The organism is Mucilaginibacter ginkgonis (genome assembly GCF_009754905.2).
Lineage (GTDB): Bacteria > Bacteroidota > Bacteroidia > Sphingobacteriales > Sphingobacteriaceae > Mucilaginibacter > Mucilaginibacter ginkgonis.
On the sequence record NZ_CP066775.1, the window covers coordinates 579,485 to 602,008 of the forward strand.

18 protein-coding genes are annotated in these 22,524 nt (G+C 45.8%); 9 read left to right on the forward strand and 9 right to left on the reverse strand.

Features of this window, described 5'->3' with window-relative positions:
• Positions 1-53 precede the first annotated feature (53 nt).
• The 3 genes from GO620_RS02670 (at position 54) to GO620_RS02680 (ending at position 3,772) form a co-directional block, all read left to right on the forward strand.
• Complete coding sequence (locus GO620_RS02670) at positions 54-1,421, forward strand: NAD(P)/FAD-dependent oxidoreductase (RefSeq protein WP_157522280.1); 1,368 nt, start codon at positions 54-56, stop codon at positions 1,419-1,421.
• Between the two features lie 217 nt (positions 1,422-1,638).
• Positions 1,639-2,457, forward strand: a complete 819-nt coding sequence (locus tag GO620_RS02675) for a DUF1365 domain-containing protein (RefSeq protein ID WP_157522276.1) — start codon at positions 1,639-1,641, stop codon at positions 2,455-2,457.
• A 76-nt stretch (positions 2,458-2,533) separates the two neighbouring features.
• Positions 2,534-3,772 (forward strand): SAM-dependent methyltransferase, encoded by a 1,239-nt coding sequence (locus GO620_RS02680; protein ID WP_157522273.1) that lies wholly within the window; start codon positions 2,534-2,536, stop codon positions 3,770-3,772.
• Positions 3,773-3,853: 81 nt separating this feature from the next.
• Here GO620_RS02680 and GO620_RS02685 read toward each other — a convergent pair whose 3' ends face one another.
• Positions 3,854-4,150: a YXWGXW repeat-containing protein gene (locus tag GO620_RS02685; RefSeq protein ID WP_157522270.1), complete on the reverse strand. Its 297-nt coding sequence runs from the start codon at positions 4,148-4,150 to the stop codon at positions 3,854-3,856.
• Positions 4,151-4,231: 81 nt separating this feature from the next.
• Positions 4,232-4,621 carry a hypothetical protein gene (locus GO620_RS02690; protein WP_157522267.1) on the reverse strand — a complete coding sequence of 130 codons (390 nt, stop codon included), beginning with the start codon at positions 4,619-4,621 and terminating at the stop codon, positions 4,232-4,234.
• A gap of 158 nt (positions 4,622-4,779) precedes the next feature.
• Here GO620_RS02690 and GO620_RS02695 point away from each other — a divergent pair, with 158 nt between their 5' ends.
• From GO620_RS02695 to GO620_RS02705, 3 genes are all read left to right on the forward strand, one after another.
• Entirely contained in the window at positions 4,780-6,753 is a 1,974-nt protein-coding gene (locus tag GO620_RS02695; RefSeq protein WP_157522264.1) for a DUF1800 domain-containing protein, read from the forward strand.
• A 67-nt stretch (positions 6,754-6,820) separates the two neighbouring features.
• The gene (locus tag GO620_RS02700; RefSeq protein ID WP_157522261.1) at positions 6,821-8,092 is read left to right on the forward strand and encodes a DUF1501 domain-containing protein; all 1,272 of its coding nucleotides are present in this window, start codon (positions 6,821-6,823) and stop codon (positions 8,090-8,092) included.
• 247 nt (positions 8,093-8,339) lie between these two features.
• Positions 8,340-10,661, forward strand: a complete 2,322-nt coding sequence (locus GO620_RS02705; protein ID WP_157522258.1) for a hybrid sensor histidine kinase/response regulator — start codon at positions 8,340-8,342, stop codon at positions 10,659-10,661.
• Here GO620_RS02705 and GO620_RS02710 read toward each other — a convergent pair.
• Positions 10,658-12,319, reverse strand: a complete 1,662-nt coding sequence (locus GO620_RS02710; RefSeq protein ID WP_157522255.1) for a ribulokinase — start codon at positions 12,317-12,319, stop codon at positions 10,658-10,660. The two genes, GO620_RS02705 and GO620_RS02710, sit on opposite strands and share 4 nt — an antisense overlap.
• A gap of 106 nt (positions 12,320-12,425) precedes the next feature.
• Here GO620_RS02710 and GO620_RS02715 point away from each other — a divergent pair, with 106 nt between their 5' ends.
• Entirely contained in the window at positions 12,426-13,415 is a 990-nt protein-coding gene (locus tag GO620_RS02715; protein ID WP_157522252.1) for a hypothetical protein, read from the forward strand.
• A 106-nt stretch (positions 13,416-13,521) separates the two neighbouring features.
• Positions 13,522-15,207, forward strand: a complete 1,686-nt coding sequence (locus GO620_RS02720; RefSeq protein WP_157522249.1) for a sodium:solute symporter family transporter — start codon at positions 13,522-13,524, stop codon at positions 15,205-15,207.
• A 4-nt stretch (positions 15,208-15,211) separates the two neighbouring features.
• Here GO620_RS02720 and GO620_RS02725 read toward each other — a convergent pair whose 3' ends face one another.
• The 5 genes from GO620_RS02725 to pyrE all read right to left on the reverse strand — a co-directional run bounded on the left by GO620_RS02725 (position 15,212) and on the right by pyrE (position 21,323).
• Entirely contained in the window at positions 15,212-17,458 is a 2,247-nt protein-coding gene (locus tag GO620_RS02725) for a multicopper oxidase domain-containing protein (protein WP_198173460.1), read from the reverse strand.
• A gap of 36 nt (positions 17,459-17,494) precedes the next feature.
• Positions 17,495-17,992, reverse strand: a complete 498-nt coding sequence (locus GO620_RS02730) for a DUF3347 domain-containing protein (RefSeq protein WP_157522246.1) — start codon at positions 17,990-17,992, stop codon at positions 17,495-17,497.
• 108 nt (positions 17,993-18,100) lie between these two features.
• Positions 18,101-18,526, reverse strand: coding sequence for a hypothetical protein (locus GO620_RS02735; protein WP_157522243.1), 426 nt, complete (start codon positions 18,524-18,526; stop codon positions 18,101-18,103).
• A gap of 180 nt (positions 18,527-18,706) precedes the next feature.
• Entirely contained in the window at positions 18,707-20,329 is a 1,623-nt protein-coding gene (locus tag GO620_RS02740) for an ABC-F family ATP-binding cassette domain-containing protein (protein WP_157522240.1), read from the reverse strand.
• Positions 20,330-20,681: 352 nt separating this feature from the next.
• The gene (pyrE, locus tag GO620_RS02745) at positions 20,682-21,323 is read right to left on the reverse strand and encodes an orotate phosphoribosyltransferase (RefSeq protein WP_157522237.1); all 642 of its coding nucleotides are present in this window, start codon (positions 21,321-21,323) and stop codon (positions 20,682-20,684) included.
• On the opposite strand from pyrE, the gene GO620_RS02750 reads away from it, so the two are divergent.
• On the forward strand, positions 21,322-21,960 hold the full coding sequence (locus GO620_RS02750) for an NUDIX hydrolase (protein WP_157522233.1): 639 nt from the start codon (positions 21,322-21,324) through the stop codon (positions 21,958-21,960). The genes pyrE and GO620_RS02750 overlap by 2 nt on opposite strands.
• Here GO620_RS02750 and coaD read toward each other — a convergent pair.
• Entirely contained in the window at positions 21,929-22,390 is a 462-nt protein-coding gene (gene coaD / locus GO620_RS02755; RefSeq protein ID WP_157522230.1) for a pantetheine-phosphate adenylyltransferase, read from the reverse strand. The genes GO620_RS02750 and coaD overlap by 32 nt on opposite strands.
• Positions 22,391-22,524: the final 134 nt, after the last annotated feature.

Consider the following 22,524-nt stretch of genomic DNA (forward strand, 5'->3'; position numbering starts at 1 on the left):
CTGTAATGTGCAAATGCGACAATATGCAGATGTGCAAATGATAAAATTAAAAAATGGATAATGATACTAAGTTCCCCCTTCAGGCGGGTGGGGGGTATCCCGTCCTCCAGGGGGCGGAGGGGGCAAACCTTGTGGGCAAAACCGCCATCATTGGTACGGGTATAGCCGGTATGGGCTGCGGCCATTTTTTGCATAGGGAAACCGACCTAACCATCTATGAACAGAACGATTACGTGGGCGGGCATACCAACACTGTAACGGTTGATGAGGACGGAAAGCCCGTTTATGTTGACACCGGCTTTATGGTTTTCAATTATAAAACCTACCCAAACCTTACCAAACTATTTGCCGGGATAAACGCGCCCGTTAAAAAGACAGATATGTCTTTTAGTGTACAGCATGTACCCAGCGGATTGGAATATAGCGGGTCGAGCGTTAATCATCTCTTTGCCCAGAGAAAAAATATTTTCAGCCCGAAGTACATTAAAATGCTGATGCAGATAGGGCGGTTTAATAAGAAAAGTATCAAGATACTTGATGATCCTAAATATGCCAACTACTCTATAGGCCAATATATCCGCGAGTTCAACTTTGGCGACGAGATGCTTTGGAAATATTTAGTTCCGATGAGCTCAGCTGTTTGGAGCACGCCGATGGAACAGATGCTCGATTTCCCCGCGGTAACACTGATACGCTTTTTCTTAAACCATGGCTTTTTAGGACTTGACACACAGCACCAATGGTACACTCTTGAAAATGGAAGCCAGGCCTATCGCGAGATATTGATCAATCCATTTAAAGACAAAATTCATGTAAACCGTAAAGCGGTAAAGGTGTCGCGGACCGTCGAAGGGAAGTCGGTCGTTCACGCTGCCGATGGTAGTCAACAAGAGTTTGACAGGGTGATCATTGCCACACACGGCGACCAGGCTTTACAGTTATTAGCCGAACCAACAGCGCTGGAACAACAACTGTTATCAAACTTTAAGTATCAATATAACAAAGCAGTTTTGCATACCGATGAATCCATGATGCCGAAAACGAAACTGGCCTGGGCCAGCTGGAATTACCGTATCGAGGAGCAAAACGGCAAGCTTGAGCCCAGCACCATTTACTGGATGAACCGGTTACAGGGTGTGTCTGACAAGAAGAACTATTTTGTATCGATAAACCCGCATAGCGGGCTCGACGAAAAGAAGATTATAAAAGAACTGGATTATGAGCACCCATTGTTTGATGTACCGGCCATTAACGCGCAGGCAAAATTGCATCAGTTAAATGCGCAGGGGCCAATTTATTTTTGTGGTAGTTATTTTAAATATGGTTTCCATGAAGATGCCTTTGCCAGTGCGGTGCAATTGTGTTCGCAACTAATGGGCAAGCTAATGTATGACGATACCGTTGTGCAGCCGGCGGTGTAGGAGAATTTTAAAATGTTTAAATCTTCTTCCAATTAAGATTAAATAATTATTTGGTTAATAAATTTAAATTAGGGCGTTACCCCGATAAATCGGGGTCGGGCTATACGCTGCAAGTCCTCTCCCGTCCCGATAACTATCGAGACGGGATGCGGGCTTTTCGCTGCTATCCCTAACGCGTTCTTTTATATTAGATAAAAAACCTTACCAAGATATTCACATGCAACCAACCGCCAACATAAACTCCTGCCTGTACAAGGCTAAGGTTATGCACCATAGGTTGGCGCCAAAAAAGCATAGCTTTCATTACAATGTGTTTATGTTCTATCTTGATCTTGACGAGATAGACAGCCTTTCTAAGCGGCTGAAATTAATGAGCCGAAATCGCTTCAATCTTTTTAACTTCAGGGATAAAGATCATTTGCAGCTGCCTGCCGGCAATCCGGATACGTCAAAGCAGGTACGCGAACAGATCAAAAATTATCTGGCAACCCAAGGTGTACATATCGGCAATGGCCGCATAATGCTACTTACTAACCTGGCCACACTTGGCTACCAGTTTAACCCTGTAAGTTTTTATTTCTGTTACAATGAGGCGGGTGAACCTGTGTGCAGTGTGGTTGAGGTGTGCAACACCTTTCGTGAAATGAAACCTTATTTTTTAGGAAGTGATACGCGGACGGGTAACACCTTTCATCTTAACACAACAAAGTATTTCTATGTGTCGCCATTCATTGATATGGACACTAACTTTGATTTTAGCCTCGATGTTCCGGATGAAAAACTGAATATCCGCATCGATGATTTTGACAAGGAGGGTAACCGGTTTTTCATCAGTACACTTAACGGTAACCGTACGGCACTTACCGATGCCCGCCTGTTATTATACTTCCTAAGCTTCCCGCTCATTACACTAAAGGTGATGGCGATGATCCATTGGCAAGCCCTTAAACTATGGATTAAAAAAATTCCGTTTCACAAAAAAGAGGCACAAAAAGAACTTCAAAAAGGAGTCTACAGAGCTTATAAGCCAAAATAAGTAGTGTAGCTAAAACTTTGTAACTGCAATTATCCGTACATTAAAAAAACGGAAACGTTGCAGTACTTATTTAGTTATGTCCCATACACTTACTCTCGACAAAAAACGCAGTTTCTATCAAAACGCGGTAATTGAAGTTTTATCAGCCATGACCAAAGGCCGCATGTATTTTACCCTGCCGAATGGCGAAACTATAGCATTTGGCAACGGCGAAGGCATCATTACCGCCCGGATAGATGTTATCAGTGACGAGTTTTTTAAAAGCATCATTTTTTACGGAGATATAGGGTTTGGTGAAGCTTACGTTGATGGATTGTGGGATACGGACAACATTACCAACGTCATCAAGTGGGTATTGCTCAACATGGATGCAATGCCGCTTGTGTCCGGCAGCAAGGCCAGGTCCATAGCACTAAATATGCTCAAATGGTTTAATAAACTATACCACGCAAAGCGTGAAAATACCGTAGACGGGTCCCGCAAAAATATCGCTGAGCATTACGATCTCAACAATGATTTTTTCGCCACGTTTCTCGATCCTACAATGACTTACTCAGCCGGATACTTTTGTACAGATGAAATGTCGCTCGAAGAATCGCAATATGCAAAATACGAAAGGCTGGCCAGGCAGCTGCATTTAAAGCCTACCGACCACGTTTTAGAGATCGGCAGCGGATGGGGCGGCAATGCTATTTACATGGCCAAAAATTATGGCTGCAAAGTAACCTCACTTACCATATCAGAAGAGCAGCTTAAAATGGCCCGCGAACGGGTAAAAGAAGAAGGTCTCGAAAGCCGCGTCGAAATATTAATGAAAGATTATCGCCACATGGAAGGCGTTTATGATAAGATAGTCTCTGTAGAGATGTTAGAGGCGGTTGGGCATAAGTACCTCGGAGAATATTTTCGCCGGTGCCATGAGATGCTGAAGCCAACAGGCATTTTGGCCTTGCAGGTGATCACCAGTCCGGATTCCCGATACGATGCTATCCGTAAGGGGGTCGATTGGATACAGAAACATATATTCCCGGGGTCGCTGCTGCCATCCGTTGCAGCAATTAACGCCGCCGTAAACCGCAGCGGCGACATGACCATGGTTGATCTTAAAGATATGGGCCTCGATTATGCGCACACCTTAAAGCTGTGGTACAATAAATTTAACGCAAGCCTCAAAGAAGTAAAGGCCCTGGGTTTTGATGATCGTTTTATTCGCAAATGGAACTACTATTTATGCTATTGCGAGGCGGCCTTTGCCATGCGCAACATCAACGTGATGCAGCTTACTTACAGCAGGCCGAATAACACAGAAAGATAAATTAGAAGCCCTCCCTGCAGGTGAGGGCTGGTTATGGTATAAAAAAAACCTCCTTCAAATTTGAAGGAGGTTTTTTTGTATTTACATCCAGTGACCCGGGATCCAAACAGAGCCGCGACGGGTGGCGCGCCAGTGGCCGGGAATAAATCTTGCACCTGCCCTTGGTGGTGCTGCCCAATAACCACCGCTATAAACGTAGCGGCCGCGTACAGGGCGCCACTCTTCATTAACCCAAACATGGCGTGGAGATGGTGCAACCGGGCGGGTCACCACTACACGCGGTGCAACAGGCCTAACTCTTACAATAACCTGCGCTTGCGAAGCTGCTGCCGATAATGACAATAAACCTGCGATTAACAGAACTTTTGGAATTTTCATGGTATTTGATTGTTGATTAATAAATACACCCGCCGTGGTAAATGGTTTTAAATTAGCCACATAGGCGGGTGGTTTGTTTAATTACCCTTGTTTGACATCAGTTTGCGCTGCGGGTTTATTACCGTGTTTGTTTTTATGCGTTGCTTTCCAATCCTTGAAGGCCTTTAATTGGTCGGCGTTTAGTACCGCAGTCAATTTTTGATCAGTTGTATATTTGATGTCACGCCTTACCATGCGGTTCATTTTCTTGTCGCCGCCCGCACCGTTAAGTTTAAGACTATCCACACGGGTGGCACGCTCAAACATAATAGTATGTACTTTCCCGGCCTGATCGGCAGTGAGGTTCAGCCTTTTTTGCAATGCTTTGGTGAGATGATCAGCCCGTTGCTCAGGGGTTTTGGCCTTGTCCTGCGCGAATGTGGCAGCGCCAAATCCGGCGATGAGGGTTATAATTAAAAATGCTTTTTTCATAATTTCTATTTTGTTGTAGGAGGGCTTTTTAATTTGAAGGTTTAATGCGATCGGAAGATTAAGAGACTACAACTCATACCCAGAGATAAAATAGCGTTATCTTTATTAAACCTCTTAAGCCGTTCACAGTCAGATTATTTGTACATACGTTCATGTCTATGAAAACCCCGTTTAAATATATCCTGACACTTTGTATTGCCTTAATTAGCGCTGTTACGCTTTCGTCTTATTTCAATGACGCGCACAACCGCTATACCTTTAAATTTCCGTATAAGCAGGCGGGTTTAACGCGGGAACAAGCAGCTGCTCACTTGCTAAGTCGGTTTACTTACGGGCCAACACCGGGCGAGGTACAAGCGGTTGCAAAACAAGGATTGGAAAACTGGTTTCAACAGCAATTGGATGCCAAGTTACCTGATGATTCTCTTAACAATCTATTGAGAAACTACGACGCATTGCAGTTTACCAACTCGCAGGTTGCAGAACAATTCCCTAAACCCGCGCAGGTGCTTAGAATGGCTGTGCGCGATAGCGCTATCAACAAAGATTCTTTACGCTCTGACAGGAAGGAGTACAAAGACCGCATACAGGCCTACATGAAACAAAACGGCCTGCGCCCCGAGCAGGAACTGTTCAGGCAATTCATCAATCAAAAGATATTAAGGGCAGCCTACAGCAATAACCAGCTGCAGGAGGTGATGACCAGCTTTTGGTTTAACCACTTTAACGTGTCTATCACCAAAAACGATTGTGCGCAATTTATTCCTGCCTATGAGCGAGATGTCATCAGGCCGAATGCTTTGGGTAAATTTGGCGATCTGTTGCTGGCTACTGCTAAGTCGCCGGCTATGCTGTACTATTTAGACAATTTTAATAGTAGCGGCACGCCGGCAAACCCGGCAAGGGCAGCCGCGGCGGCTAATGCTGTGCGCCAGAATGTGATACGTAACCTGCAGAACAATATGCAGGATACCACAAGGGCGATGGCAGCCATAAACAAAGCAAACCAGGCGCGTAAAACGCAGGGGCTGAATGAAAATTATGCCCGCGAGGTGATGGAGCTCCATACCCTTGGGGTTGATGGCGGCTACACGCAGCAGGACGTTACTAACGCGGCAAAGGTATTAACCGGGTGGACAATATATCCTATAGGCACGTACGGTAACGCTGTACAAAATTTGCTTAGCCGTTTTACGCCTGAACAATTAGCAGCGCGGGGTTTTGTTCATGAAGGCGACTTCATGTTCAACCCTAACCGTCATGAAAGTGCAGAGGTAACTGTGCTTGGAAAAACATACGGCCCTAACGGCGGTTACCCCGATGGTGTAGATATGCTGGAAATGTTGGCACATAAAGAGGCTACCGCGAAATTTATAAGTAAGAAACTGGCAACACGTTTTGTGAGTGATAATCCGCCGCAAAAACTGATAGATAAAATGGCCAAAACCTTCCTGACTCAGGATGGCGACATAAAGCAGGTATTGATCACGATGGTTTCATCGCCGGAGTTTTGGAGTGCTGCGTCTGTGCGCGAGAAAACAAAATCGCCTATGGAGCTGACCATCGGAGCGGTAAGGGCATTAAATGCTAACATAAAGCAGCCTTACCAGTTGTTCAATTGGATCAATAAGATGGGCGAAAAGATGTATTACTACATCGCGCCAACCGGTTTCCCGGATAGGGGCCAATACTGGATAAATACAGGCGCATTATTAAACCGCATGAATTTTGGTTTGGCCATCGCATCAGGCCGCATCCCCGGTGTAACTGTTAATCTGGCGGCGCTGAATCAGAACCATGAGCCGGAAAGCGCGCAGGCCGCTTTGACCATATATGGTAAAATGCTGTTGCCAGGCCGGGACCTGACGCAAACGGTAAAACGTTTGACACCAATGCTTACAGACCCCGAGCTGGTGAACAAAGTCAGCGCCGCAAGCAATAAGACAACGCCTAACACAGATACGAATATCAAGCCTGCCACAGCAATGCAAAGTGGCAGTGATGCCATGTTAGCACCTCCTAAAACTAAAGATCTCATTTATGCCAAAGCTGTGCTGACACCAACAAGTAACACCATGCTGGCGCAGGTAGTAGGGGTAATAATTGGTTCGCCGGAGTACCAGCGAAGGTGACACACAGCTAACCCCTCTCAAGAGTGGGAGGAAAATATTTTAGAAACCCTATTAAAACAATATAGTCATGTTATCAAGAAGAGGATTCATTAAGTCCGGCGGGTTGGCGCTGTTTGGCGTTGGCCTTATGGGTGGCATACCTGGTTTTATCGCAGAAGTTGCAGCCAGCGTTAAAAATACGCCGATCTATAAGAAGAAAAAAACGCTGGTTTGCATTTTCCAGCGTGGGGCAATGGATGGATTGATGGCGGTAACACCGTTTACAGACCAGTATTTAAAAGCGGCAAGGCCAACGTTATTCATGTCCGCGGCAAAGGCGGGGAGCGGGCAATCGCTGATAGACCTCGACGGTAAGTTTGGACTGCACCCATCCATGAAAGCCTTTGAGCCCATGTTTCGCGACAAGCGCCTTGCAATAGTACATGGCATTGGTTCGCCAAATAATACCCGTTCGCACTTTGCTGCGCAAGACTATATGGAATCGGGCACGCCTTTTAACAAAGGCACGGCAAGCGGGTGGTTAAACAGGGCAGTGGGCTTGCTAGGTCACGATGCAATGACGCCCTTTACGGCTGTGAGCATCACATCGGCATTGCCGAGATCATTATATGGCGACAACCCGTCTGTAGCGATCAACAATCTGGACGATTTTACAATCCAAATGCGAGGCAACCAACAGGGCGCCAGCATGGCTGCAAAAAGCTTTGAAGACCTTTACGACCAAACTTCTTCGGGCCTGTTAAAGGACACAGGTAAGGAAAGCTTTGATGCCATGAAGATGCTGCAAAAAACAGATGTAAAAAATTACCGCCCGGCTAATGGTGTGGTTTACCCAAACACGGCTTTGGGCAACTCACTAAAACAGATCGCTCAGCTAATCAAAATGGATGTCGGCCTCGAAGTTGCGTTTGCAGAATCGAACGGTTGGGATACACATTTTAATCAGGGGACAGACACCGGTATTTTTGCCCGCAACGTTGCCGACCTGAGCAATAGCATGATGGCTTTTTGGAACGATCTGGAAACGCATCAGGATGATGTTACCATAATGACCATGACAGAGTTTGGTCGCACTGTTCACCAGAACGGAACAGGTGGCACAGACCATGGCCGTGCTTCTTGCAACTTTATCTTGAGCAATAATATAGCAGGCGGTATGGTTTATGGCGACGTAAAACCGATGTCTGCAGAAAACCTCGAAGATGGCCGCGACTTGCCTGTAACTACAGATTTCCGCAGTGTATTTAGCAATATTGCAGATAAGCAGTTGCTCATCAGCAATAACAAAGTGCTCTTCCCGGACTGGAACGGTACACCTTTGAACCTGATGCGCGCTTAGAGTTAGGGGAATACCTCAACGCTTAAACTACGGTTAATTTTCAATATCTGCAGTTAGTATGCAACCGTTCCCGCGGCTTTGCGTATATAACCTTAGTAATGATTAACCATTAGTTGGAAGGCTTGCCATTTTGTTCAATCACAAACAAAAATGACACAAAAAGGGTCTTATCGTCACGATAAGTGTTTGTATACGCACTTTCTCTTGTTTATCATTGCGCTTATTCTGTCTTGACCCCTTTTAAAGAATGGAAGAACGTAACCTGTTAAGTGAAGACCTGAGTACCGGATATTGGATATGGGACATGAAAGGAGACACTCCTTTTGACGACCCGGGCTTGTTAGCGCAACTGGGTTACCCGTCTGATGCACTTCTTAACCAGCCATTTTCAGCAGGGAAACTTGTAGACGAAGACCGTATAAAGTTTCATGAAAAGATAAGTGAACACATTGCCGCCAAAGGTTCAAAACCCTTTGTGCAAGAGGTGAGGTTCAGATTCCCTGATAAGATAAAATACTTCATGTTTACAGGCGGCATTACCAAGCTAGATGCGCTGAACCAGCCAAAGCTAATGAACGGTATTTTTATGGATACCACGCCGCGTAAAGAACTGCACCGCGATTTTTTGGTGATGAAAGATTTTCTGGACAAAACTAATGAGGTGGCGCGCGTTGGTGGCTGGGAATTGGACATGGCTACAGAGAAGGTGACCTGGTCACCGGTTACTAAAAAAATATTTGGCGTTGGGATGGATTATGTGCCTGTACGGGGCAGCGCGTCAACGTTTTTTAAAGAAGGCAAAGACCGCGATACGTTAGTAGCCGCTTTTCATGACGCTGTAGGTAAAAACATTCCGTATGATCTGGAATTGCAGATCGTGAACGCCCAGGGCAAAGAGGTCTGGACACGCACTATCGGCCAGCCCGAGTTTGAGAATGGTGTTTGCGTAAGACTTTACGGTGTGTTCCAGGATATCACCGAGCGGAAGAAACACGAAGAAGAGGCCCTGATGAAGAAAGACCTGATGGAAAAATTCATCAGTTCTGCGCCGGTCTCTATCGCCATGTTCGATACCAACATGAACTACATCGCAGCCAGCCAGATATGGATGGCCTCTTATAACATCGATGTAAATTCTATCATTGGCAAAAGCCATTTCGAGGTTTTCTCTGAAATACCCGATGAGTGGCGCGACTATCTTAAGCGATGCCTGAACGGTGAAAGCTTCACCAAAGAAAAAGATCATTTTGTACGTCGCGATGGGAAGGAAGAATGGATACGCTGGGACATTCGTCCATGGTATGAAAGCGCTGATAAAATTGGCGGTGTTATTATGTTTACCGAGCTGATCACCGACAGGGTGCTGGCCCAGCAGGAACTGATCAAAGCCAAAGAGGAAGCAGAAGAGGCAGTGATTGCTAAATCGAGGTTCCTGTCTGTTATGAGCCACGAGATACGTACACCAATGAACGCGGTTATCGGCTTTACAGAAATATTGTTAGAAAACCCTCGCGAAGATCAGTTAGAAAGCCTGCGCCCGCTTAAGTTTTCTGCGGATAACCTGATGGTGATCATTAATGACATTCTTAGTCTTAGCAAGCTGGAAGAAGGTATGGTGAGCTTCGAGGAGGTGCCTTTTAGCCCTGCAGAGCTTGTACAGAACATCTACTTGTCTAATAAACAATTTGCTATCACCAAAAAGATCGGTTTAAACGTAAGCGCCGATACCATGGCGGATGTAAAAGTTTTAGGCGACCCTGTGCGATTAGGGCAGATCATTATCAACCTGGTAAACAATGCTATTAAGTTTACTAAACAAGGCGCGGTAACTATTACGCTTAAAAAGGTTGACGATAAGCCTGATACTACGTCGGTTTATTTTGAGGTTTCTGATACAGGTATCGGTATACCAGATGACAAGCAGGATTATATATTCGAAATATTTACCCAGGCCAGCAGCTCTACAACCCGACACTTTGGTGGCACGGGCTTAGGTCTCGCTATTTGTAAACGCCTGGTGGAGCTAATGGGCGGCAATATAAAGGTTCGCAGTAAAATGGGCGAAGGCTCGGCATTCTCATTCGTTTTGAAAATGAAGAAGGTTGAAGCCGAAGCGCCTGTTGTAAAGGCGGAGCCTAAGCAAGTTTTCCAGGGCGACGCCATGTCATTAAAAGGTGTTTCTCTTTTAATCGCGGAAGATAATCCGCTGAATGTTTTGCTGTTGAAAAAATATCTGGCGCAGTGGGGTGTCGAATGCGAGGTGGCGGAGAATGGCCAAATGGCTATCGATATGATGCGCAACCTTATTTTTGATATTGTGTTGATGGACTTGCAGATGCCCGAAATGGATGGGTATGAGGCAACAAAAGCGATACGGGAACTGAACGGCGACTATTATAAAACTGTGCCCATCATTGCCTTAACCGCGTCGATGATAGACGACATTAAGCAAAAAACTGCCGAGGCCGGCATGAACGACTGCGTGGGCAAGCCATTCAACTATATTGACCTTTACGATAAGATCACTTACTACGTGCAAAAATCAAGAGGTTTGCTTGCCGCCGGTTAAGCACCTTCTATAAAATCACCAAGGCGTTTGTATTTCGCGTAGCGGGAAAGGTAATGATCTTTGACCTCGTCATTTGGTTGGTAAATTTTATCAAAACCACCACCCATTGCCTGCCTAGCACCTTCAACATTTGGGAAGATGCCTGCAACAACACTTGCAAACATAGCCGCACCTAAAGCACAGGTATGTTCGTAGCGATGGACTTTAATGGACATTCCTAATACATCGGCCATCATTTGCATTATATAGGGCGATTTTTTTGCCACCCCGCCGATGCCAATAATCCCTTTAACCGGCACTCCCTCGGCTATAAACCTGTCAACAATACTTTTAGCACCAAAGCAAGTTGCCTCCGCCAGCGCACGAAACATCCGTGGCGCGTCTGTACCCAGATCGAGGCCCGTAACTGCACCCTTAACCAATGGGTTAGCATCAGGTGTGCGGCGGCCATTAAGCCATTCTATCGCTAACTCGTCGTCATCGGCCAGCGGTAGCTGTGCCGCCGTGGCGCTTAGTTCATTTAATATCTTCCCTTCCAATTCGTCCCGCAATTGTGAAGCAAGTTCCGCACTGATTAATTTGGTTCGCGGCAGCAGTTGGTCAATAGGCCACGAGATCAAATTTTTAAACCAGGCATAAACATCACCAAAGGCTGATTGCCCTGCCTCGAGGCCTATCATGCCCGGAATGATGGAGCCATTTACTTGTCCGCAAATTCCTGCAACAGGTTCGGCTTTGATCTCATCGACCGGGATCACCAGCATGTCGCAGGTTGAGGTGCCCATTACCTTGCTTAAATAATATGGCTCAATTTCTCCGCCAACCGCGCCCATGTGCGCGTCTATGGCGCCAATACCTATCAGTACATCGGTAGGCAGGCCCAGCTTGTCAGCCCATTCAGTGCTGATGGTTCCGGCAGCTTTATCGGCGGTGTAAGTATCTTTAGCAAACGTGGCATAAACCTTATCCAGTTTCGGATCAAGTGACATAAAGAATTCTTTGGGCGGTAACCCGTCAAACTCTTCGGCCCATAAACCTTTGTGGCCGGCCGCGCATCGGTTGCGTTTTATGTCATTAGCATTCGTACCGCCGGTCAGCAAAAACGGCATCCAGTCGGTATGTTCAAGCCAGGTATATAACTTGTCGGCAACGGCCTCGTCATTATTCATGACGTGCATCAGTTTAGCCCAAAACCACTCTGACGAGTAAATGCCACCGATATATTTTAAATAATCAGCGTCATAGTCCTTCGCGTGCCCGTTTATCTTAGCTGCTTCCTCAACCGCGGCGTGGTCTTTCCACAAGATGAACATCGCATCAGGGTTTTCCTCAAAGCCAGGCAGCAAGGCTAAGGGTGTGCCGCTTATATCTACCGCGACAGGCGTAGAGCCCGTCGCATCTATGGAAATAGCTTTAATTTTCGCGGCTACGTTGGGCCCGGCTTGTTTTACGCAATTGATAATTGTGGTTTCCAAACCTTCAATGTAGTCTAACGGATGCTGACGGAATTGGCTAGCGCGGGCATCGCAATACAATCCTTTTTGCCAGCGCGGATAATTAAAAACGGAAGAAGCCATCTCACTGCCATCCTCGGCATTGATAATTACTGTGCGTACCGAGTCGGTGCCATAATCTACCCCGATCACATATTGTTCCATTGCTTCTTAAATTGCGTTAAGCGATTATAGGGAATTTAAATATACAAAAGCGCTGTCCCCTTATTTTATTGGTTGCGATAAGATATATTTGTTCTTAACCTAAAACATGACAATACCTTATCGCTACTTCAAAACTGCCTTGCTAATCATCGCATCAGGCTACCTTTATTCTTGCAACTCTTCATCCCCTGCGCCGGGCATTTATAAAGACGCCGGCATTCCTTCTGCAAAACGTAATGAATTTCATAATCTAACTGATAGTTTATTCGCCTTCCTGAAAGCGGGTAGGGAGGGCGCTATTGAAAGTATGATCTCGCGCGATCTGATGGACAATAACGCCAACAAACGAACGCGTGAGTTGGTCGCCAATCAATTGAAAGCGAATAAATATTCGCTGTTTGATGATTATTACATTGTCCCCAAACCCGGCGATGACAAATTCTTAAATGCTAAGGCCGATAGTCTGGGTTTGCGCCTGGATTCCGTCGCCAGGGAAACTTACATCGCCCTTTATATTCCGAAAGAAAGTGCCAATCAAAAAATGATAAGCCTGGTTTATGGTAAGTTTAACTATGGATGGCGGCTGGATAAGATAGAATTGGCGCCATACACCAAAAACGGCAGGGCTGCCAAAGAGCTCTTTGACAGGGCCAGATCGCAGTATGCACGCGGCTACTTGGTTGACGCTGTTAACAGTATGACGGGCGCAATCGAATGCGCTACACCAAGCGAAGAACTACTACCGCCCGATCACTCAAAAACATCCGCGCTTTATGGCATCATCGTTAACCAGGCTAACGATAAGTACAAATTTCCGCTTGTACTTAATAATGTGCCCGGCAAACCTGTCATTTTTAGAATAGGCACCATAGAAATGAAGGACGGTACTTATCCAACAATTTCCTACTTATCAAAGATCAGCATTAAAGACACCGCCGCCGTAAGGGAGCAAAATAATGCCGTGAAAAAAATAATAGGTAATGTGTTGAAGGGCATAGATAAAGACAAAAAATACTTGGTCTACTACATCTACAACGAAAAGCCAAACAGTTACACCAACTCTTACAGCTTCGACATCACAGATAAGTTGCAGTAAGCTTTGCTGACAGATTATTGGTACCGTCATTGCTAAAGCGGCATTATATCGGTATAATTGTTTGCCGGACTCGCCGGCCCAATTCAACCAGTTATAATTTATACTAATGAGTAAGCTCACCAATGGCGATTACATTGTCTTTCTGATCTATTTTGTCTTAGTTTCTGCGTACGGCTATTGGATCTATAAGCGCAAACACAACGCCGATGCCACCTCTAAAGATTATTTTCTGGCAGAAGGTTCTTTAACCTGGTGGGCCATTGGCGCTTCGCTTATTGCGTCAAATATCTCTGCCGAGCAGTTTATTGGCACCAGCGGGTCGGCATTTAAAGAAGGGCTGGCCATAGCTACATACGAGTGGATGGCCGCGTTTTCACTAGTGGTGGTAGCTATTTTCTTCATTCCGGTTTATCTGAAGAATAAGATCTTCACTATGCCGCAATTCCTGAGCGAGCGTTACAACGGCACGGTAGCCATGATCATGGCGATATTCTGGTTGTTGCTGTACATCGTAGTGAACCTGATGTCTATTCTTTATCTGGGAGCTGTCGCTATTAGTAATATCTCCGGATTAGACTTGTACCTGTGCATCGCTTTCCTGGCGCTATTTGCCATTATCATCACCCTGGGCGGCATGAAGGTGATTGGGTACACCGATGTGATACAGGTTTTGGTATTGATCATAGGCGGGGTTGTGGCTACTTACCTGGCTTTAAACCGCATTAGCGAGTTAACCGGCACTACAGGCTGGCTGGCCGGGTTAAAGACGTTACACAACGACGCCGGCGACCACTTCCACATGATATTGAAAAGGGACAATCCTAACTATATGGACCTACCCGGACTTAGTGTTTTGATAGGCGGCATGCTTATAGTGAACCTTAACTATTGGGGTTGTAATCAATATATTACGCAGCGCGCGTTAGGCGCAAACCTGCAGACAGCACGTGGCGGTTTGCTGTTTGCTGCATTTTTGAAATTGTTGATGCCTATCATTGTAGTGCTGCCCGGTATCGCGGCGTATTATCTTTACCAAAAGGGTATGTTCCATCAAGAGATGATGAGTTCCAGAGGCGTAATGGATCCCAACAAAGCTTATCCTTCGATCATCACACTTTTACCTGCCGGGTTAAAAGGTTTGTCGTTCGCTGCATTGACAGCGGCAATCGTGGCTTCACTGGCTGGCAAGGCAAATTCTATCGCCACCATATTCACTTTGGACATTTATAAAAAAGCAATCAAGCCGGACGCTACAGACAGGCAACTGGTAAACCTGGGCAAAGTCGCTGTGGTAATTGCCATGCTGCTTGGCGTAGTGCTTTCTTTAATTATCGGCGAAAGTTTAATGGGCGAGGGCAAGCAAGGCTTTCAATACATCCAGGAATATACAGGCTTTGTGTCGCCGGGTATATTTGCCATGTTCATCCTGGGTTTCTTCTGGAAGAGGACAACTTCGTCAGCAGCCGTATTCGGCGCCGTAGGCGGATTTATACTTTCGTGCTTCTTTAAGTTTTTACCGCAGCTGGTTAACCTGCAATTTTTGGCTTCAACGGGTTTCTCTAAACAGAACGACAAGGGTGTTTACGAAATACCCTTTATAGACCGCATGGGTTTTGTGTTCCTTATCTGCGTTATAGGCATGTGGATCATCTCGGTTGTCGAAACATTCAAAGGCGTTAAAACAAACGGACTAGAGGTAGACAGCAGCATGTTTAAGACCAACCGCGCATTTACAGCAGGTGCCCTTATCGTCGGCGGGCTGATCGTCGCGTTGTATTCTATCTTCTGGTAGCAGCTTAGTAAGTCAGCGTTAAGCCACCGCCAAGGCCCATATCGCTGTCATAGTGGGCAGAGAAAGAAAAGCTTTTGGTGACAATGTATAGCAGCCCGGCAGTATATTCCCGGTCTGTGTTGCCTACCAGGTTTAAACGCAGCCGGCTGGTTACCGGAATATCTTCGCGGCCTAGCTGTAAGCGTACTTTACCGTTACCATCTATGCGGGCGTCAGCAACAAAAAGCATAGGCAGGGTATAAGCCAAGCCCGCAATAACCGTGTGCCTGTTATTTTTATTGCTTACCTGCCCAAGTAATGTTTTCTCGGGCGCCGAAATCTTTTGATAATGATAATCGAAACCTACATAACCATGCAGCCATTGCATGCGGCCAAAATATCTGCCGGCCATCGTTTCGCTTTCGTAACCGCTGCGGTCGTTCAAACCCAGGTGCCATAGCGTTGAGAACTTCCATCTGGTATTAGCCAGCGAAGCGGTAGCGTCGCTGCCATTGCTCTCTAAACCCAACCGGGCCGAGGCGTAAAAACGGCGGTCATCAGCGTAGACTTTCTTTATGGATGATGCAGGATCGGGGATATCCGGATTAGGTGGCGAATTCTCATAACTAAATATCCGCCCCATGCCACTCATCATGTGATAGAGTATGTGGCAGTGAAAAAACCAGTCGCCGCTTTCAGTAGCGCGAAACTCTATGGTATCGCGTTCCATCGGCATAATGTCCAGCGTATTTTTCATCGGCGAATATTCGCCTTGCCCGTTCAACACCCTAAAGAAATGTCCGTGGAGGTGCATTGGGTGCCGCATCATGGTATTGTTGTATAAGATGACGCGCACATTTTCACCTTTTTTGATCAGAATTTTGTCAGCCTCGGACACCGTCTTGTTATTGATGGTCCACACATAACGGTTCATGTTGCCGGTAAGTTCAAAATACAGGTCTTTCACATGGCCTGTAGGCAAAGTGGTTTTAACAGGAGACTTCAGCATGCCGTAATTAAGCGTTACCAGATCGCCCATCGGCATACCCGGCATGTTCATACCCGACGTGTCTCTTGCAGCATTTTCAGCACCACTGATCTCGGGGTACATAACGGTGTTCATATCCATCACCTGGTTGGCCATGTCCATACCCATGTTTTTCATGTTGCCGTGCATATCCATCATGCCGTTCATCATTTTCATGCCCTCAAAATATTTGAGTTTCGGCAAGTGCACGGCGGCATGTTTTTCACCCGGGCCCAGCCAAAGCGAGGTATGCTTGGTGCGATCTTCCGGCGTAGCCAAAAACTCATAACTGCCATCTTTCGGGATGGTTACAACAACATCATAAGTTTCGGCAGCGGCAATAATCAAGCGGTCGACAGCAACAGGCTGCACGTCGGCACCGTCATTGGCTACGACCTCTATTTTGCCACCGGCGTATGTGAGCCAGAAGTAAGTGGACGATGCACCGTTGACTATACGCAGGCGCACTTTATCGCCTGCCTTAAATTGCGGTGCCCGATCTTCAACTTTACCATTGGCGAAAAAATTATCATAATACACATCGCTTACATCCATGGCCAGCATGCCCTTCCATTCATTGGTCAACTTGGTTTTTAAATGCCCAGTGCGGATTGCTTCTGCATAATTTTGAGTGCTGCTTTTTTTAATTGCAAACCAGTCGTTGGCGTTGTGCAGCATGCGTTCAACATTATCCGGGTTTTCATCAGTCCAGTCACTTAGCACCAGGGTATAATCCTTAATTGCAGTTTTTTCGCGTTCGCGGATAATGAATGCGCCATACAAACCGCTTTGTTCCTGCGTCATAGTGTGCGAGTGGTACCAGTAAGTACCGTGCTGTACAAGCGGAAACTTAAAATGATAGGTTTTGCCCGGCATTATCGGCGTAGTGGTCAAATACGAAACGCCATCCTGATTGTTGGGCAAAATAAGCCCGTGCCAGTGCAGCGATGTTTCCATCATCATCTCATTATGCACATAAATTTCCGCGGTATCACCTTCTGTAAAATTAAGCGTTGGCGCGGGTATGCTGCCATTAATAGCCATGGCCGGGCGAGCTTTGCCATTGTAATTAACGGTAGTATCATTCAGGTAAATATGATAGATGGCATGGTTGCCCTTTTGCTCAAAAAATGGCAGGCGCATCTCTGCCCTCGACATGTTATGATACGCCATGCCGGCCATGTGGTGTTGCGCAAACGCAACACCACTCCAAAATAATAGAATGATAAAAAGCAGTCTTTTCATTTTCACAAGGGCGGCGCGAAGGCGCCGCCCGCGGGGTTATTTTTTAGCAGGAATGGTTTCTGTGGTTTTTCCGCAGGTTAACATTTGCTTACCGAAATAGGGATTTTTAATGGCCGCTGTCTCGCTTAGCCAGGTTGCCTTTTTCATAGGACAAAATTGGTAATAGACTGCTGCGTTGTTGAGTTTCAAAGCAGAAACTACCTGGTACATGTTTTTTGACAAACTTTCGAAGTGTTCGCGCTGATGAGCGATGGCCGCTGTCTCGCTGATGTGGCGGCTGTCAAACTCCAGCTTTTCTTTATAGGTGTTCCAATTCTTTAGTTGAGCGGCATCAAGTTTATCCGCCGGGAAGGTGCTTATATTCGCAAGCAATTCTTTGGCCTGAGTTTTCGCCTCGGCGGTATTGTCGGCAACCAAGGCGTTTTTTAGACCATAATAAGCAGTAAGCATTTTGTTGGCAGCATCTGCTGGTTGCTGCGCATTTGTGCGGCTTATGCCGGCAAATAATAAAAGGGCGATGAAAAGATATTTCATGATCGGTATTTGTTAAAAAATTAAAATAGAATTTTTGACGACGTGCAGGTGCAGGTCGGCAGATAGAAGTCTTAAGCTACCTATACAAGGTCAGCCCGAAGCATTTTCTCAGATAAGCAGCGTACGAATTTTAATAAGATAGTCCCGACCGGATATTAACGGCGGGGCAGGGCCGCGTGTGCTTTGCACATCAGGAATTAACGCGGTAACTTTTTGAAGATCGAAAATTTTGCTATCAAATAACGACACCTCACCCGGAACGAACGAAATTGATTCTGAGACGGGTTTTAGATTTTCTGTAACCGAAAAGCTGGCATGCTTGCCACAGTCTTTATTTTCTTTAGATGCAGGCTTTTTTGACGTTTTATGGCAGCACTCCATATCTGCCATACCCATTTTATTTCCCTCTTGAACGGGCTTGATGGCAGAAGCGCTAACAACGTCCGCCGCAGCGCAGTGCATTGCACAAACATACATACCTGTCGAAAGCAACAGATAGAAAGCCGTTAATGTCAAGATGGCTGCCTTTCTCATCTATTGCAAAGGTACGCACTTTGATGATTGGGTATAAATGATAATGTCTTCCTATTATAAAATTTGTTTATCGTCCGAATTTCACCAAACATGTTCGTCAATAAAAACGCCCCGCTCATTGAGCGGGGCGTTTATCATTTCAACCCTTCGACAAGCTCAGGGCGACAAATCTAAGTTACGTTACGCGTATAACTCTTCGCGTTGTTTGGCGACTACGTCGCTATTGATATATTCGTCGTAAGTCATCAGCTTGTCAATGATGCCGTGCGGCGTTAATTCGATCACGCGGGTTGCAACGGTTTCTGTCAATTCGTGGTCGCGGCAGGTGAACAGCATGGAGCCTTTAAAATCTTTCATGCCATTGTTTAACGCTTCGATAGATTCCAGGTCAAGGTGGTTGGTCGGCTCATCAAATAGCAGCACGTTACCTTGCTGCAGCATCATGCGGCTAAACATGCAGCGCATTTTTTCGCCACCGCTAAGCACGCTACATTTTTTCAATACCTCTTCGCCGCTGAATAGCATCCGGCCCAAAAAGCTGCGGATAAATTGGTCGTCTTTCTCACCCGGTGAAAATTCGCGCAGCCAATCGATCAGGTTCTCATCTTTACCGTCAAAAAATTCAGAATTATCAATAGGAATCTCGGCCGGGTTGATGGTTACACCCCATTTGAACGACCCGCGGAAGTCGGTATCGTTACCGCTCAAAATATCGTAGAAGGCAGAGGTCGCCAAACTATTGTTAGATAGTACAGCTATCTTATCGCCTTTATTAACATGCAGGTTGATGTTATCAAACAGTACTTCGCCATTGGCGGTCTTGCCCATTTTCTCGATGGTTAAGATCTGGTCGCCGGCTTCGCGCGCCATCTGGTTAAACATAATGGCCGGGTACTTACGGTTACTTGCTTTGATCTCATCGATGTTGATCTTATCAAGCGCTTTTTTACGACTCGTAGCTTGTTTAGACTTAGAAGCATTGGCACTGAAACGGCGGATAAACTCCTGAAGTTCTTTCACCTTATCTTCCATTTTCTTATTCTGGTCACTACGTTGTTTCAAAGCCAATTGGCTGCTTTGATACCAGAATGAGTAGTTACCTGTGTAGATGGTCATCTTACCGAAGTCGATATCTACCACATGGGTACAAACAGTATCCAGGAAGTGCCTGTCGTGCGATACCACGATCACGATGGCCTCATAACCGGCAAGGAAATCTTCTAACCAGGCAATAGTTTTAATGTCCAAATCGTTGGTAGGCTCATCCAGTAACAAAATATCCGGTTTGCCAAAAAGTGCCTGCGCCAATAAAACGCGTACCTTTTGGTTACCATCAAGTTCCTGCAATAGTTTGTAATGCAAATCTTCAGTTATCCCCAGGTTGCTCAGCAATGTGGCAGCGTTACTTTCGGCGTTCCAGCCATCCATTTCAGCGAAAAGGTTTTCCAGTTCGCCGGCACGCTCGCCATCGGCATCGCTAAAATCTTCTTTAAGGTAGATAGCGTCTTTCTCTTTCATTACGCTGTACATTTCCTTATGGCCCATCATCACGGTTTCTATTACCGGAAATTCGTCGAAAGCGTAGTGATTTTGCGTAAGCACCGCCATACGCTCGCCGGGGGTAAAGCTCACAGAACCTGTGGTTGGGTCTATCTCGCCCGATAAGATTTTCAGAAACGTAGACTTACCGGCACCGTTAGCACCAATAATGCCATAACAGTTGCCCTGCGTAAACTTTAGGTTTACATCTTCGAACAGTGTACGTTTACCATAACGCAACGATAAGTTTGATATCGTGATCATTTATTACCCTTAAGATTTTGTGAGGTGCAAAGGTACAAATATTAAGGTAAATGGCGGAACGGTCAAAGGCGAAAGGTAAAGGCGAAAAATGTGTTCAAAGAACAAAAAGGAAAGTCATGCCGTCCCAATAATTTATCGGGATTGATTCGGAATCTCAAAGGAAAGCATTATTGGTAATGATTTCTGGGCGTTACCCTCCTTCGTCGGGTCGCGCTTTACGCTACAAGTCCTCTCCCGATCCCGATAGCTATCGGTACGGGATGTGGGCTTTACGCTGCAATCGCTAACGCTAGACAGCCACAGAACAAATTCGGTGTAGATACACCGATATGAACGTTCGAAAAATAAAATCCTACTTACCCCAATTAGCAGGGTCTTCGCGCCATTTGCCTAGGATGTCCAGGTCTTTAGGTTGGATGTCACCATGCTGTTCGGCGTATTTAAGTAAAGCAGTATAATTTGATAGCGTTGCAAAGCGGCATTTAGCTGCTTTAAAGTTGTCTTCGGCGGCGGTAAAACCATAAGTGAAGATCGCGGCAAGTCCGGCTACGGTATAACCTGCGTCGCGCAATGCCTCAACAGCTGCCAGACTGCTTTTTCCGGTAGAAATTAGATCTTCAACTACGGCCACACGTTGTCCGGGAACGATTTCGCCCTCTATCATCTTAGCAGTGCCATGTTCTTTAGGTTTAGAGCGCACATATATGAATGGCAGGCCGAGCTCTTGCGCAACCAGCACACCCTGTGGAATGCCAGCCGTTGCCACACCTGCAATAGCGTTTACGGTGCCAAATTCTTCTGTTATCAAAGCTGATAATTGCTGCCTTATGTAGGTGCGGATGTTATGGTGCGAAAGGGTTACGCGGTTGTCGCAATAAATGGGTGACTTCCATCCCGATGCCCATGTAAAAGGATTAGCAGGTTGCAGTTTTATTGCTTTAATTTGCAGCAAAAATTCTGCTACTTGCTGTTCAATTTCAGTTTTGTTAAACATGGCCCGAAACTACAAAATTTATATCAACCATAAGACGCTCATCATTGCCGAAAGTGCTCCTCTGGGATTAAAAAAGGCACAAAAGATGTCTGAAAAGCCGTTTGATTTCGGGCAGGTTTACCTAGATGTGCTTAGAAGGCAGGGAGATACATTTTTGGTAGTTACAGAAGATCCGAAAGCATTCCTCAAAAAAATAATTAAAAATATTACGCTCATTGAGGCATCGGGCGGGATGGTAAAAAATAAAAAAGGCGAGTACCTGTTTATCTACCGTAACGATAGCTGGGACCTGCCTAAAGGCAAGCTTGAAAAAGATGAAACCACACGCGAAGGCGGTGTACGTGAGGTAGAAGAGGAGTGCGGTATCGAAATTGAAAGTAGCGGAAAAAAGATCTGCAAAACATACCATGCCTACATATCAAAAGGCGAAGTGGTGCTGAAAAAGACCCACTGGTATAAAATGAAATATACCGGCAAAGGTAAACTGAAACCCCAACTGGAGGAGGGCATCACCGAAGTACGCTGGTTTGACAAAGACAATACCTCCGAGATATTGGCCAACACTTTTCCGTCTATTGTGGAAGTGATGAAAGAGTCGGGGATGATTAAAGAAAACTTAGCGCCGCCTTCGGAATAAACTGGCTTACATCGCCATTGTATTTCAATATCTCGCGTACAATGGTCGAACTTATGGAAGAGTAGCCCGGCTTGCTTACAATGAAGATGCTTTCAATCTCCGGCGCAAGGGCATGGTTCATTTGAGCGATAGCCTTTTCATATTCAAAATCAGAAACGGTACGTATACCCCTGATCATGTACGCGGCGTTTATGCTTCGGCAAAAATCTATGGTTAATCCTTCGTAAGCTGCGATGTGGATTTTAGGCTCATGCGCAAATACAGCCCTCAGCATTTCCTCGCGTTTGCCTACTGACAGGAACCCTTGTTTAGTACTGTTGGCACCAATCCCAATATAGATCTTGTCGAACAAGCCGATAGAGCGTTCTACGATATCAACATGTGCTTTGGTTACAGGATCGAACGAGCCGGGAAACAGGGCAATCTTCATTTTATAAAGTTAGTGTTTCGGCATTAATAAATAGTTATCAGTGTTTAAGAACAAAACCTTGTCATTGCGAGGCACGAAGCAATCCCAGCATGAAATCGGTATCCTACTGCCAGGACTATAACTGAGCGGTTGTT

Excerpts from the sequence above, each read along its gene's own strand:
- GO620_RS02670 (WP_157522280.1), top strand. The coding sequence starts at position 54 with ATGGATAATGATACTAAGTTCCCCCTTCAGGCGGGTGGGGGGTATCCC.
- GO620_RS02675 (WP_157522276.1), top strand. The coding sequence starts at position 1,639 with ATGCAACCAACCGCCAACATAAACTCCTGCCTGTACAAGGCTAAGGTT.
- GO620_RS02680 (WP_157522273.1), top strand. The coding sequence starts at position 2,534 with ATGTCCCATACACTTACTCTCGACAAAAAACGCAGTTTCTATCAAAAC.
- GO620_RS02685 (WP_157522270.1), bottom strand. The coding sequence starts at position 4,150 with ATGAAAATTCCAAAAGTTCTGTTAATCGCAGGTTTATTGTCATTATCG.
- GO620_RS02690 (WP_157522267.1), bottom strand. The coding sequence starts at position 4,621 with ATGAAAAAAGCATTTTTAATTATAACCCTCATCGCCGGATTTGGCGCT.
- GO620_RS02695 (WP_157522264.1), top strand. The coding sequence starts at position 4,780 with ATGAAAACCCCGTTTAAATATATCCTGACACTTTGTATTGCCTTAATT.
- GO620_RS02700 (WP_157522261.1), top strand. The coding sequence starts at position 6,821 with ATGTTATCAAGAAGAGGATTCATTAAGTCCGGCGGGTTGGCGCTGTTT.
- GO620_RS02705 (WP_157522258.1), top strand. The coding sequence starts at position 8,340 with ATGGAAGAACGTAACCTGTTAAGTGAAGACCTGAGTACCGGATATTGG.
- GO620_RS02710 (WP_157522255.1), bottom strand. The coding sequence starts at position 12,319 with ATGGAACAATATGTGATCGGGGTAGATTATGGCACCGACTCGGTACGC.
- GO620_RS02715 (WP_157522252.1), top strand. The coding sequence starts at position 12,426 with ATGACAATACCTTATCGCTACTTCAAAACTGCCTTGCTAATCATCGCA.
- GO620_RS02720 (WP_157522249.1), top strand. The coding sequence starts at position 13,522 with ATGAGTAAGCTCACCAATGGCGATTACATTGTCTTTCTGATCTATTTT.
- GO620_RS02725 (WP_198173460.1), bottom strand. The coding sequence starts at position 17,458 with ATGAAAAGACTGCTTTTTATCATTCTATTATTTTGGAGTGGTGTTGCG.
- GO620_RS02730 (WP_157522246.1), bottom strand. The coding sequence starts at position 17,992 with ATGAAATATCTTTTCATCGCCCTTTTATTATTTGCCGGCATAAGCCGC.
- GO620_RS02735 (WP_157522243.1), bottom strand. The coding sequence starts at position 18,526 with ATGAGAAAGGCAGCCATCTTGACATTAACGGCTTTCTATCTGTTGCTT.
- GO620_RS02740 (WP_157522240.1), bottom strand. The coding sequence starts at position 20,329 with ATGATCACGATATCAAACTTATCGTTGCGTTATGGTAAACGTACACTG.
- GO620_RS02750 (WP_157522233.1), top strand. The coding sequence starts at position 21,322 with ATGGCCCGAAACTACAAAATTTATATCAACCATAAGACGCTCATCATT.
- pyrE (WP_157522237.1), bottom strand. The coding sequence starts at position 21,323 with ATGTTTAACAAAACTGAAATTGAACAGCAAGTAGCAGAATTTTTGCTG.
- coaD (WP_157522230.1), bottom strand. The coding sequence starts at position 22,390 with ATGAAGATTGCCCTGTTTCCCGGCTCGTTCGATCCTGTAACCAAAGCA.